The organism is Falsiroseomonas sp. E2-1-a20 (genome assembly GCF_051433195.1).
GTDB lineage: Bacteria > Pseudomonadota > Alphaproteobacteria > Acetobacterales > Acetobacteraceae > Falsiroseomonas.
Genome location: NZ_JBHMFT010000020.1, coordinates 34,815 through 48,238 on the forward strand (window position 1 = coordinate 34,815; position 13,424 = coordinate 48,238).

A 13,424-nucleotide genomic window follows, 5' to 3' on the forward strand; every position below is an offset into this window, starting at 1 on the left:
GGATGAACCTCCCGATGCCGGAAGGCGCCGACATGAAGCGACTGGTGGCGCCGGGCCAGTCGCGCAATCTGTTCATGCCGCCGCGCCAGGTGCGATCGAGCAGCGTGCTCCGCATCATCGCGCTGATCGCGATGGTCACGACGTTGACCGCCGTCGCCGTGTTCACCCCGCTTTTGATCGACCTCCGGCAGCAGGCCGTCGAGGCCGAGCGTGACGCGCTGATCGTGCATCACCTGGTCGACGAGGCAATGCTGGCCGCGGCGCGGCTCGAACTCGAACTGGAACATGCGGACCCGGCTGCATTCCGTGACCAGGTGGCGGCGCTTGCGCGGCTCAATATCCGCCATCCCGTCGAAGCCGAGGCCGAAGTGCCGGAGCTTCGCGACCTGCGCGGACTGATTGGCGTGGCGCTGCCGCGGCTGGAGGCGATGGTGGCCCTCGATGCGCCGGATGCCTCCGCGCGGCTGCACGAGGTCCTGCGGGTGCTGGAAGCGGGCCTCGATGGCCTCGCGCAATCCAGCGACGCCGGGATCGAGCGCCGGATCGTGGCGCGGCAGGAGACCGACTACGCGCTGCCGCTGGTCAACCTGTTCATGGTCTGCATGATCCTGGCGGCGCTGCTGTTCCTCGGCGCCATGCTGTACCGCGACCACGCGCTGCGCCGCGCGCATCGGGACCTCGCGGCCTGGGGGCGGGAGATGGCGGCGCTGACCAGCGCCATGCCCGGCGTGCTGATCCGCAGCCGCAAGCGCGCGGATGGCCGCTGGACCCGGACCTTCGTGGCCAATTCGGTGGTGGCGCTGACCGGATTCTCGGTCGAGGACGCCATGGCCAGCGGCTGGCTGCGCCGCAACATCGAGCCCCCCGTCGCGCCCCTGGTCGAGGCGATGGACCGCGCGCTGGGCGGTGCGGAGCAGGTCGTGGTCGTGCAGTTCCGCCGCCGCGACGGCCGCTGGATCTGGCTGCGCGTGCTGATGAAGGCGCATCAGGCGCGGGACGGGGAGGGCGAGGTGCTGTCCACCTGGTCCGATGTGACGCGCGAATACGACCTGGCGCAGCGCGCCGAGCACAGTGCGCGGCTGGCCCAGCTGGGCGAGGTCGCGACCAGCATGGCGCATGAGCTGAACCAGCCGCTGTCCGGCATCAGCCTGGCGGCGGAGAATGCGCAGCGCATCATCCTGCGATGGCCGGATGCGCCGCCGCGCCTGGCCGCCAAGCTCGACGTGATCATCTCCCTCGCCATGCGGGCTGCCGGCATCATCGATCGCATGCGGGTGTTCGGCCGGGCCGCCGAAAGCGAGAACGAGCCGGTGCGGATGGAGCAGATCCTCGACAACGCGCTCGGCATGCTGCACGGCCGCATCGAGCAGAGTGGCGTCTCCATCCTGCGTGACTTGCCGCCGGGACTGCCGCCGGTTCTGGGCAAGCCGGTGCCGCTGGCGCTCGCGCTGACGAACCTCGTGGTAAATGCCTGCGACGCCTATGACGACATGTCGGCCCCGCCGCCGCCCGGCGAACGCTGGGTGCAGGTGGCCGCGCGGGTGGAGGAGGATCGGCTGCGGATCACGGTGCGCGACCGTGCCGGCGGCGTGCCGCCCGCGGTCATGCCGAAGATCTTCGAGCCCTTCTTCACCACGAGATCAGCGAGCCAATCCCCGGGCCTCGGCCTGTCCGTCAGCCATGGCATCCTGGCCGACATGGGCGGGACGCTGAGCGCGGCGCCGCTGGAGGGCGGGACGGAATTCGCCATCGTGCTGCGACTGGCCGTCCCGGATGTCACAGTCTCGGGCGATCCGCCGCCGCCTGTGACTTAACCAAGTTTGTACACTATCAAACATTACAACTTTTGTGCAGTATCCTGGAGGAGGATCAACCTCCAGTAAGGTTGTACATGGACACCGGCCATCTGGAGGTTGCAAGACTTCCTGCCGAACTCACCCGCGGCGTGGGGCCGGGCGCGGGTGCGGACCCCGGGGTCGCGCGCGCCCTGCGCTACGCCTGCCGGTTGTTCGACGCGCCGGGCGCGGCGGTGCGTCTGGTCGGCCAGCATGGGCTGGACCTCGCTGGCCAGACTGGCGCGGTCGGCTGGACGGAGGCGGCGGCGAAGCTGTGCGACCAGGTCCGGCGCCAGGGGCGCCCACTGGTCGTTCCCGACCTGTACCAGGATGCGCGCTTCGCCGCCCATCCGGCAGGGACCGCCTCGCCGGGCCTGCGCTTCTACGCCGGCACGCCGATCCTCGACCCCTGCGGCACGCTGCTCGGCACGCTGTGCGTGATGGACCACACGCCGCGCGCCGCGCCCTCGGCGGCCGACCTCGCGATGCTGGAGGATCTGGCATTGTCGGTGCAGGGTCGGCTGGAACAACTCGACAATGCCGTGCGCATCGACGCCATGGCACGCCGGGCGGCGCTGATGGAGCGGCTGCTGACGCTCACGGCCGAGGCACCGGACTTCATCGGTGCCCTGCGCGCGGCCGGCGGCGCGCTGTGCCAGTCGATCGGCGGAACCTTCTGCCACGTCTGGCGGCTCAATGCCGCCACCGGCCAGGCCGACCTCATCGACGGCACCGGCTTCGGCGCCTTCCAGAACCCGGAATTCCTCGCCAGGCTGCGCCGCCTGACCCTGACCGCCGACAACTCCCCGGTCTGCCGCGCCCTCGTCACCGGCCGGCAATCCGTGGTGCCGGACCTGCAGGCGGAAGGCGCGCGCTTTCCGGCCGTGGCGCTGGCGGCGCGCTATGCGGTGGCGACGCTGGTGGCGACGCCGTTCTCGGTGGGCGAGGATCGCTGCGCCTTCTCCGTCGGCTTCGCCGAGCGGCCGACGGATCTCGCGACCAAGGCGGCGCTGCTGTCCGATGCCACGCTGGCGCTGCGGCCGCTGCTGCGGCGACGCATCGACGAGGCCTCGGTGGCGCTGTTCCGCCGCGCCGTCGAAGCCTCCAACGACGTGGTGGTGATCACCGATGCGGTGCTGGATGCACCGGACGGCCCGCGCATCCTCTACATGAACCAGGTCGGCGAACGGGAGACCGGCTACGGGGTGGCGGATGTGCTCGGCCGGACCCCGCGCATCTTCCAGGGTGCGGGCACGGCGCCGGATGCGCTGGCCAGCATCCGCGCGGCGCTGGCGGCCCGGCGCCCGGTGCGGCAGGAACTGCTGAACTATCGGCGCGACGGCACGCCCATGACGGTGGAGCTGGATATCGCGCCGGTGCTGGACGATGCCGGCCACTGTACCCACTTCGTCTCCGTCCAGCGCGACATCAGCGCCCGCAAGGCCGCCGAGCGCCAGCGGCTGGAGGCGGCGCAGGAGCTGGAGACGCTGATCCGCGCGATGCCCGGCGCCGTCATCCGCTTCCGGCGCGACGCGGCGGGTGCCTGGGTGCCCAGCTATGCCTCGCCCTCCGTCCAGGCGCTGACCGGGCTGGCACCGGCCGACCTGCTGGCCGGACGCCTGCCGGCCTGCGTCTCGGAGGCCGACCTGGCGGCGCTGCACCACGCGCTGGACCTGGCCGGGGTGGAGGGGGAGGGTTCGGTGGAATTCGGCTGCGGGCAGCCGGATGGGCCGCGCCGGGTGATCCTCGGCCAGCTGCGGGCGACGGGGACCGGCGCTGGCGAGATCATCATGAGCTGGACGGACATCACCGGCACGCGGGCCATGGCGCTGCAGCTGGCCCAGTCGGCCAAGCTGGCGCAGCTCGGCGAGCTGGCGACGGGCATGGCGCATGAGCTGAACCAGCCATTGGCCGGCATCAGCCTGGCGGCGGAGAACGCGCTGCGGGCGCTGTCCGCGGCACCTGGTGCGCCGCCACGGGTGCGTCAGAAGCTGGACCTCATCATCGACCTGGCGACCCGCGCCTCCGCCGTCATCGACCACATGCGGGTGTTCGGCCGCAGTGGCTCCGGCCCGCTACGACCGGTGGCGCTGGCAGGCGTGGTGGCCGGCGCCGCGCAGCTGTTGCAGGGCAAGCTGACCGGGCAGGGCGTGCATCTGGTGACGGACATCGCGGGGGCGCTGCCGCCGGTGCTGGGCAAGGCGGTGCCGCTGGAGCAGGTGCTGATCAACCTGATCGTCAACGCCTGCGACGCCTATCGCGCCATGCCGGCCCCGCCGCCGCAGCGCACCATCCGCATCGCTGCCGCGGCGCGCTGCGGTCGGATGCGGATCACGGTCGCGGACCAGGCCGGCGGCATCGCGGCCGAGATCCTGCCGCGCATCTTCGACCCGTTCTTCACCACGAAGCCGGAAGGCACCGGCACCGGGCTCGGCCTGTCGATCAGCAGCAGCATCATCACCGAGATGGGCGGCACGATCGACGTCGAGACGCGGGACGGCGCCACCACCTTCACCATCCTGCTGCCGCTGGCGGCCTGATACGCGTCGCGGAGAGGCTTGCCCTTCCTGCGCCTGGCATGAGCCCTACCCGGGGGTTCCCTGACGGGTGGGCAGGGTGATGGTGGCGCTGAAGGTCGTCTCCGCGGCGCGCGAAAGCACCAGCGTGCCGCCATGCAGCCGGGCGACCGCCTCCGCGAAATGGATGCCGAGCGGTGCCACCTGCAATGCGGCCTCGGAGGCATCGACGGCCTGCGCATCATGCAGCATGGCCGCATCCGCCGCAGCGATGCAGAAGCCGACGCGGCCCGTCGCGTCGTGCCGCGCCGAGAGCGCCACGGTGCCGCCGCGCGCCGCGCGCTGCATGGCGACCCGCAGCAGGATTTCCAGCGCCCGCCGCAGCAGCACCGGATCGCCCTGCGGGTCGGCGGGCGACTGGTTCGACGACGCCTGATTCAACAGGGTCACTGTGACCCCGGCAGCCTCGGCCTCCTTCGCATGATCGTCGGCCATCCCGCGCAGCAGCCTGCTCGCGTCGAAGCGCCGCAGGGCAAGATGGACCTCGCCGCGCTCCAGCTGGGTCAGGGTGATCAGGTTCTCGACGGTCGTCAGCAGCAGCCGCGCGCCGCTGCCGATCTGCAACGCGAAATCGCGCGTCTCGGCCGCCGGCTGCGGCATTTCCAGCAGTTCGGCGAAGCCGAGGATGGGCACCAGCGGCGTGCGCAACTCGTGCATCAGTCCCTGCAGCATGGTGACCGAGCGCAGCGGCGTGCGATCCGCCTCCGGCCGCGCCGGCGCCCTGTGGCCCTGGTGTTCCAGCCGCGCCTCGACCTCCGCCACCCGGCGCCGGCCGATGGAGCGCGCCAGGGCGCGGGAGGTGGCTTCCAGGATCTCCCGCAGGCGGAACGGCTTGCGGACGAAGTCGAAGGCCCCGGTGCGGACCGCGGTGATGGCATCGTCCAGCGTCGCATGGCCGGTGATCAGGATGACCTCGATCGCCTCCGCCTCCTGCCGCATGGCGAGCACCTGGCGCGTCAGTTGCAGGCCGTCGCAACCCGGCATGCGGATGTCGGAGATCATCACGCCGATCTCCGGGTGCCGCGCCACCGCCTCCAGCGCCGCCGCGGCCGAATTGGCGACATGCACGACGTAGCCTTCATCCATGGCGGCATCGGCAAGCTCGCCCGCGACATGCACCTCGTCGTCGACGATCAGCAGCGCCAGCGACGTCGCCGCCCTGGCCGGCTCGGAGCCCTCGGCCGACGATGGAGCCATGGACAAAACCTCCTCCTGCGCCAGCGGCGTGTCACAAAACTGCACCGATCCTCTGCCTTTGCTACAGCGCCGGCAACCTAGCGCGAAGGAGGGGTGGATGGTTTCCGGATTTGTCCAGCTTTGTCCGGGTAGCGGTGCCGGGCCCGTGCCGCTTAACTGGTATCGCACGCCGCAGGAGAACCCATGTCCGCCTCCGTCTCGCCCTTCGTCCAGGGAACCGACATCCGCATCGAGGGCCGCGCCGGCGGAACGCTGGCGGATATCCGCTTTGCCGCCAAGGACCTGTTCGACATCGCCGGCCACCCGACCGGCGCGGGCAATCCGGACTGGGCCCGGCAGAATTCCGTGCCGCAGCGCCACGCCTGGGCGGTGCAGACGCTGCTGGATGCCGGCGCGACGCTGATCGGCAAGACCGTGACCGACGAGGTCTCTCTTGGCATCCTCGGCGAGAACGCCTTCGACGGCACGCCGCCGAACCCCGCGGCGCCGGGGCATGTGCCGGGCGGGTCCTCCTCCGGCTCCGCCAGCGCCGTGGCGCAGGGGCTGTGCGAGACGGCACTCGGCACCGACACCGGCGGGTCCGTGCGGGTGCCGGCCAGCTTCTGCGGGCTCTACGGCATCCGCCCGACGCATGGCCGCATGAAGCTGGACGGCATGCTGCCGCAGGCGCCGAGTTCCGATACCACCGGCTGGTTCGCCCGCGATTCGGCGACTTTTGCCCGCGTCTCCGAAGTGCTGCTGGGCGAGGCGCCCGCCGCCGCGCCGGCCACGCGCCTGGTCATCGCGACCGACGCCTTCGGCTTCGCCGAGCCCGAGACCGCCGCCGCGCTGGAGCCGATGCTGGACCGGCTGAAGCGGCTGGTGCCGGAGTGGCGGGAGGATCTGCTGGCCCCGCCCGGCCTGGTCGCCTGGGGCCGCGCACAGCGCACGCTGCAACCGATCGAGGCGTGGGAGACCTTTCGCGCCTGGATCGAGCGGGACAACCCGCGCTTCGCCTTCTCCGTCGTCCGCGGCCTGGTGCTGGGTGCCGCGGCACCGGAGGCGGAGCGCGGCTGGGCCGCCCTGATGCGCCAGGAAACCCGCGGCCGGCTGCGCCACCTGCTGCCGCCCGGCACCGTGCTGGCACTGCCGACCACGCCCTTCCCGGCGCCGAAGGTGGGCCTGCCGCTGTCGGCCCTGGGGCCGATCCGCGACCAGATCCTGTGCCTCTGCGCGCTTGGCGGCCTGGCGGGGCACCCGCAGGTCAGCCTGCCCGGCGCGACCGTGGAGGGGAGGCCGGTCGGCCTGTCCCTGGTCGGGGCGCGCGGCGCGGATGCGCTGCTGCTGCGGATGGCGCTGGCGATGGAGCAGGGCTGATGCAGGTCAACATCCCCGAGGTGGTCGAGGAAATCCGCGTGCTGTTCGAACGCTACGAGCAGGCGCTGATCGACAAGGACGTGGCGGTGCTGGACGCCACCTTCTGGAACGCGCCGGAGACCATCCGCTACGCGATCCACGAGAACGGCTACGGCTTCGACGAAATCCACGCCCATCGCGTGCGCCGCCCGCCGGGCCCCGGCATCAAGCTGGCGCGGCGGCGGCTGGTCATCACCACGCTGGGCCGCGACATGGCCACGGTGAACCTGGAATTCGACATGCGCGGCCGCGACATGCCGGGGCGTCAGAGCCAGACCTGGGTGCGCTTCCCGGACCTCGGCTGGAAGGTCGTGGCGGCGCATGTCTCGGTCACCGAGGCGAGCCCGGCCTACTGAGGCCGGCTACAGGTTGCGGCGCTGCGCCCGCAGCGTCGGCAGCCCGATGCCGGTGGCGTCGAAGCCGCCATCCACTGCGATCACCTGGCCGGTCAGGTAGCTGGCACGGTCGCTGCAAAGGAAGAAGATCGCCTCGGCGAGCTCTTCCTCCAGCCCGTAGCGGCCGAGCGGGATGTGGTCGTGGTAGTCCGCGCGGATCTCCGGCGTGTGCACCGCCTTTGCCATGGCGGTGTCCACCGGCCCTGGCGCCACCGCATTCACCCGGATGCCGAGCGCGCCCAGCTCCACCGCCTGCTGCTTCGTCAGATGCGCGAGGCCCGCCTTGCTGGTGCCGTAGGCGACGCGCAGCGTGGAGGCGCGCAGGCCGGAGATGGAGGTGACGTTCACCACCGCGCCGCCGCCCTGTTCCGCCATCAGCGGCGCCGCCGCCTGCGTCGCCAGGAAGGGCCCGGTCAGGTTCACCGCCAGCACCCGCGCCCATTCCTCCGGCGTCGTCTCCAGGATCGGCTTGAACACGGCGGTGCCGGCATTGTTCACCAGCGCATCCAGCCTGCCGAAATGCGCCGCCGCCTGGCGCACCGCGGCGAAGATCGCCGGTGCATCGGCGACGTCGCACGGCAGCGCCAGCGTCGCCTCCGGCGCGGCAAGGGCGGCCATCGCCTGGCCCAGCAGCGCCGCATCGATGTCCAGCAACGCCACGCGCCAGCCCTCCGCGCGAAAGCGTCGCGCGGTGGCGAGGCCGATGCCGCGGCCGGCACCGGTGATGAGGGCGGTTCTGGTGGTCATGTTCGGCTGCGTCCCGGTGGTCTGGGCGCGCATGTTTCCACGGCCGCCTCAGGCGTTGAAGCGGGTCCAGCCCGGCACCGTCGCGGCCAGGTTCACCTCGCGCCATTTCGGGTGGCGGGGCGGTCGCAGGAAGCTGTCGAAATTCGCCTGCAACGCCTCGACGAAGCGGGAAACCTTGCGGTGGCGGTCGCTGCCCGGCTGCCAGGCGTAGCAGGCCAGGACGGCGCCCACCGCCACCGTCTCCGTGCCCGACTCCGGCACCACGGCGGGGTAGTCGGCCCGGTTGAACTGCGCCGGCAGGTAGGTCTCGAGCAGCGCCGGCTCCGTCGGCAGGGGCAGCAGGCGCAGCCCTTCCTCCGGCCGGATGCCGGTGAACAGCCGGGCCGGCTTGCCCGCGACATAGACCAGCGCCGCAATCTCCCCGCGCCGCAGTTGTTCCAGCGCCACATCCTGCGGCTCGTTGCGTTCCTGCACCTGCAGCCCGAGCGCGCTGAACACCAGCGACGCCGTCATCGCCGTGCCGCTGCCGCGCAGGTCGACATTCACCGGCTGGCCCGCCAGGTCCTGCACCCGCTCGATGCCCGGGCGGGCGAGCACATGAACCTCCTCGTCGTACAGCTTGCAGACATACTGGACGAGACGCTCGACCGAGGGAAACAACCGCTCGCGCCGCGCATAGGCCAGCACGTCCGATTGCACGATGCCGAGGTCGACGCCGCGCAGCACCATGATGTCCGCCAGGTTCTGCACGGAGCCGCGGCCGATCATGGCGATGACGCGGACATTGTCGTTGTCCAGCACCGCGGCGAGGTCGGCGGCGATGCGGATGTAGGTGCCGTCCACGCCGCCGGCGATCAGGCCCACCGTGCCGGCATTGGCGCGTGCCGACATGGCGCTGAGCTGCTGCACCGGATTGGGCATGCCGGATTGCGCCGATGCCTCGCGCGCCATCAGCCCGGCGGCCATGGTCAGCAGCAGGGCGCGCCGTCCGGGCGGCGTGGGCGGGTGGCCGAGTGTCATGTCCATGCTCCTGTCAGCGTGCGGATTCGAGTTCGGCGGCGCGGCGATACCAGGCGGCGGCCTGCGCCGCATCCGGGCGGATGCCGCGCGCGCCGAGGCTGGTCAGCACCGCCTCGTCGAAGCTGCGGGCCATGGCGGTGGCGGCGGCGGCGCTGCCGGCGCTGGCCGCGCGGGCGAACAGCAGCCGCGCGCCGGAGATGTCGCCCTGCTGGAACATTTGGTTCCCGCGCGCCAGCAGCGCCGCGACCAGCGCCGGACTGAGCGTCGCGGCCGGCGGGGCGGCTTGTGGGGCAGGCGCAGGTGGCGACGCTGCAGGCTCCGCCGCGCGGGGTGCCGGTGCGGGCTCCGCCGCGCGGGGTGGCTCTGCGGGTGCCGCGACGGGGCTTGATGGGTCTTCGACGAGCGGCGTCCCGGTCTCGGCCGCGGGAGGTTGGGCCGACGGAGTGGCGATCGACGGCGGACCGGGTGGATCAGCCGGCGCTGCCACCTCCGCGTCCGGCTGCCGCGACGTTCCAAGCACCGGCGCATCCGCGGCACTGGTCGACGGAGCCACCTCTCCGGGCGGTGACGCCGGTACCGGATCCCGGGATTCGGTGACCGGCCCGTCCGATCCAGCGCCCGGCACAGCTTCGGGCGCCGCCGGAGCGGCCCGGCTCACGGGCTGGTCGTCAGGCAGGGCGGGCGGCTGTCCGGCCATCTGGGTCGGTGTCAACGCGGCGGCGAGCGCTGGTGCCCGGGCCAATGGCGGTGCCGCCAGGTCAGGCTCCGGCGGCTGGGCAACGGCGGCAGGGGGTGGTTCGGCGGGCGGGACAGCGCGTTGCGAGGTGGGCTGCTCGCCCGGCCGCGAACCGCTTCGCGCCGCGCTGTCTGCCAATTGCGCGTCCACCGGCACCGCGTCCGAACCTGCAGCCCCACCTGCGGCAGCGGCCATCGCCCCTGGATCGCTCGCGCCGGTTTCCAGCGTGTCTGGCCGCGACGCAGTCGGTTCATCGGCCGGCAGCCAGATTTCCACGGCGCCACGGGCCGCGCCCTCGGCCAGATGGGTGAAGTCCTGCAACCTCCAGCCCGGCCCCAGGCCTCGCTGCACGTCCTGCGCCTCCGCCAGGTCGGAGTCGTGGAAGTAGCGGACCACCTGGGCCCGTGGTGCGGGCGCCGCCGCATCGAAGTCGCGGAACTCGACCCGGCTCTCCGAATCCCGGATCGGCTCGGCCAGCGTCATGGCCTCCAGCCTGCGGCCCGGCGGGTGGTGCAGGACGATGCGCAGCCGGGCCGCGGGTTGCGCAGCCTGTGTCTCGACAGCCTGTGTCTCGACAGCCTGTGTCTCGACCGGGGCCCCAACGGTCGGGGCCCCAACGGTCGGGGCCGCCGGCGGTGCGTCGCCCTGGCCCATGTACTGCAACAGCCCCGCACCGGCCCCCAGCACCAGCAGGACAGCGCCGGAGGCTTGCGCCAGGCCTCGCAGGGACCGGGCGCGGCGCGGCGCCGCAGCCGCGACCGGCCCGTGCGCCGCGGCCTCGGATGCCGTGAGCAGCGGCGCTGGCGGTCTCTCCGCTGCCTCCTCCGGCAGGATGTCGGGCTCCGCGGGGCCAGGCAGTGCCACAGCCGCCGCCTCGCCACGCACGGTCTGCAAGGCCTGCTGCACGGCCTCCATCCAGCCTCGTCCGTGCAAATCCAGGGGCGGCTCGGCTGCAAAGGCATGGTCCAGAACCAACGGCAGGCGCCACAGGTCTTCCGCCTCCAGGTTCCTGTGGATGATCGGCAGCCAACCCGGGAAGGCCTTGCCGAAGTCGGCGGCGGTCAGGCGCTGCCGCAACCGCGTGGCTGAATCGGCGGACCGGGCCGGGGCCACGTCCAACAGCGCGATGCCGAAGCCGGGATGCGCAAGGATCAGTCCGGCCTCGACCGACGGCAGCGCCGGATGCGGTCCCTCGTCACGGCGCAGCGCCACCCAGCCCAGGTCCAGCAGGCCGTGGGCCGCAAGGCGGGGCAGGTCATCCGTGGTGGAAACGGCACGCGGGGCGAGGGTGGGATGAGCGCCAGAGTGTATGATCATCTTCCTCGACCGACCCCTCCCATACGCGAAGGGACCTCGACGGGAGCCGCACGTCGCAGGCTCCAGGATCCGCAGGATGTGGGAGGTCGTCGAAACCTTCCAGGCTTCGCGGCGCCGCTCCGCGCATCGTGAAGCAATGGCGTGCGCTCGTACAGGTGCCGAAAAGATCGTGCGGCAGATCGACCTCAGGGCGCGACGCGATGTGGCGCCGTTTCCGCGACGAAAGCCCGCAGCCGACCGCATTCCTCCGAGGGTTCGGCAGCAGGGACCGGTGCCTGGCGGTTCCATTCGTACCCGTGCAGAGGCCCAACCAGCTCAATCGGCCGCATCTGCGTCTCGATCACCTGTCGTGCCTCCGGCGTCAGCCAGGACAGCGCCAGCGTGCCGCTGACCACCAGGCCGCGGTCGAAGCAGGCAACGATCGCGCGTAGCGATTCGGCGCTGCTGATCATGGGCGTGCCGGTCCGGAAGTCGCGGACGAACTCCACCGCGGGGTGGTTTTCCAGAAGCTGGCTGCGGTTCATGAAGAAATCGGCACGGGCGACATGAAAGGCGGCCTGCAGATCATCATCCGCCAGGAAAACCTCCGCCTGGCGCGCCAACGGCAGCAGGCGTACCCGGCTGGCCTGCCATCCGCGGCCTAGGTCCATGACAACGGGCCGATCCGGCGGCAGCACGACCGAGCGCGCCGTGCGCTCCAGCACCGGAACTTCCTTCACCAGCAGCGCCGCCAGCAGCAGCGCGACGCCAGCAACCGAGAGCGGCGCCGCCATCCGCCATCGTGGCGCCAGCAGGACCGCGAGTCGGGCCTGCAACGCCCGCAGCATCGGCCAGGCCGCCATCGCCCACAGCGCCGCGAAATAGGGCATGAGATAGGCGACATAGCGATCCTGCTTCATGCCCCCGAAGGAATGCAGCAGCAGGCCCACACACAGCACGATGGCGCAGAACAGCGCCGGGCGCGGGAAGAAGGCAAAGGCAGCCACCGCCGCCAGCGGCAGGTAGTTGCCGAGCACGCCGTAATGCTGCGCCAGCAGATAGTAGTAGAACAGTACGTTGTCGCGGTCCGGCTGCGCCCACAGCGAGGCCGAGCGATAGGTTTGCAGCAGCCGCGCACCGAAGCCAGTCTGCGCGATGAGGAAGGCCAGCACGGCACCGCCCAGCAGCAGCGCCACCCAGCCCACCGCGAGCCAGGCCGGCCGCACCGCGTGGCGGAGGCGCCAGGTCAGGTAAAGGGCCGCCCAGGCGCCGAAGCCCATCAGCCCGATCAGCGTGACGATCTGCAACCGCGCCGCCGCTGCCAGCAGCACCAGCGCCAGCCCCGTCTTCAGCACGGTAGGCAGCCGCGCGTGGCCCTCCGTCACCACGCGATACAGCAGCGCGGTCCCGGCCCAGAACAGCAGGGCCTGCAAGGCATAGAAGCGCACCAGCGTGCCGACCAGCACGGTCGGGTACAGCAGGATGAGCAGCGCGGCGGCCATGATCGCGGCGCCGCGCCCCGCCTCGCGCCGAAGCCACAGATAGACCACCGCCACCAGAAGCGCGCTGGCGAGCAGGGATGGGATCCGGGCGGCGCCGAGGCTGTGCCCGAACAGGCCCATGGAGGCTGCGACGAGCCGGGTGAAGTCGGCAGCGCGGACATAGGTGCCGGAGAAGACACCGAAGCTGCCGTCCGCCAGATAGGATTGCGCCGCGTAGAAGTGATAGAGGTCGTCGGGCTGCGGCGGCAGGCCGGTCATTGCATCGACCCGCACCAGCAAGGCCAGCAGGAAAATCAGCAGGGCTTCCGCCACGCTGGTCGCGAGCCACGGGGCGCGCGAGGGTGTCGCTGCCATGGCGGGCGGGACGGCGGCGGCCGGACGATGCATGCGGGTCAGCGGAACCTCCCATGGCTGCTCAGGCGTTGCGGAGGCGGTTCCGCAGTCAGGACAAGGACCCGCCGTATACGGCGGTGCCAAGCTGGATCTTCGCAAAAAGTCACACGTTGATAGCTTGTTGATCCGTCGGCGCCGCATCGCCAGGAAAAGAGAGTGGGCGCCGATGCGCAAGCCGCGCCTGAGACCCGGTAGGAGAAGACTTGGAAACAAGAAACCCTAATTAAACGTGATTTGATACACCTAGGATCAAATCTTACTACTTTTCAGAAACTAATTGAAGTCCTACTCATCTCCGAACCATGTCGATGCACCAATCACATCGTCGCGCG

Annotated in this window: 9 protein-coding genes; 4 read left to right on the forward strand and 5 right to left on the reverse strand. The window is 71.3% G+C overall.

Going from position 1 to position 13,424, the window contains the following annotated elements:
* The first annotated feature begins 2 nt into the window (after positions 1 to 2).
* Both ACFHPP_RS21225 and ACFHPP_RS21230 read left to right on the forward strand, forming a co-directional pair.
* Positions 3 to 1,814, forward strand: a complete 1,812-nt coding sequence (locus ACFHPP_RS21225) for a sensor histidine kinase (RefSeq protein ID WP_437165235.1) — start codon at positions 3 to 5, stop codon at positions 1,812 to 1,814.
* Positions 1,815 to 1,891: 77 nt separating this feature from the next.
* Complete coding sequence (locus tag ACFHPP_RS21230; RefSeq protein WP_437165236.1) at positions 1,892 to 4,375, forward strand: ATP-binding protein; 2,484 nt, start codon at positions 1,892 to 1,894, stop codon at positions 4,373 to 4,375.
* Between the two features lie 45 nt (positions 4,376 to 4,420).
* On the opposite strand, the gene ACFHPP_RS21235 is transcribed toward ACFHPP_RS21230, so the two are convergent.
* Positions 4,421 to 5,608, reverse strand: a complete 1,188-nt coding sequence (locus ACFHPP_RS21235) for a response regulator (RefSeq protein ID WP_437165237.1) — start codon at positions 5,606 to 5,608, stop codon at positions 4,421 to 4,423.
* A gap of 183 nt (positions 5,609 to 5,791) precedes the next feature.
* Here ACFHPP_RS21235 and ACFHPP_RS21240 point away from each other — a divergent pair, with 183 nt between their 5' ends.
* A complete protein-coding gene (locus tag ACFHPP_RS21240) occupies positions 5,792 to 6,964 on the forward strand; it encodes an amidase (RefSeq protein ID WP_437165238.1) in 1,173 nt (390 codons plus the stop codon).
* On the forward strand, positions 6,964 to 7,359 hold the full coding sequence (hpxZ, locus tag ACFHPP_RS21245; protein ID WP_437165239.1) for an oxalurate catabolism protein HpxZ: 396 nt from the start codon (positions 6,964 to 6,966) through the stop codon (positions 7,357 to 7,359). Before ACFHPP_RS21240 ends, hpxZ begins: the two co-directional genes overlap by 1 nt.
* 6 nt (positions 7,360 to 7,365) lie before the next feature.
* Here the strand turns inward: hpxZ and ACFHPP_RS21250 are convergent, their stop codons facing one another.
* The 4 genes from ACFHPP_RS21250 to ACFHPP_RS21265 form a co-directional block, all read right to left on the reverse strand.
* Positions 7,366 to 8,145, reverse strand: a complete 780-nt coding sequence (locus ACFHPP_RS21250) for an SDR family NAD(P)-dependent oxidoreductase (protein WP_437165240.1) — start codon at positions 8,143 to 8,145, stop codon at positions 7,366 to 7,368.
* Between the two features lie 48 nt (positions 8,146 to 8,193).
* A complete protein-coding gene (locus tag ACFHPP_RS21255; RefSeq protein WP_437165241.1) occupies positions 8,194 to 9,165 on the reverse strand; it encodes a TAXI family TRAP transporter solute-binding subunit in 972 nt (323 codons plus the stop codon).
* Between the two features lie 13 nt (positions 9,166 to 9,178).
* Complete coding sequence (locus ACFHPP_RS21260) at positions 9,179 to 11,218, reverse strand: hypothetical protein (RefSeq protein WP_437165242.1); 2,040 nt, start codon at positions 11,216 to 11,218, stop codon at positions 9,179 to 9,181.
* A 185-nt stretch (positions 11,219 to 11,403) separates the two neighbouring features.
* Positions 11,404 to 13,086, reverse strand: coding sequence for a hypothetical protein (locus tag ACFHPP_RS21265; protein ID WP_437165243.1), 1,683 nt, complete (start codon positions 13,084 to 13,086; stop codon positions 11,404 to 11,406).
* Positions 13,087 to 13,424 lie beyond the last annotated feature (338 nt).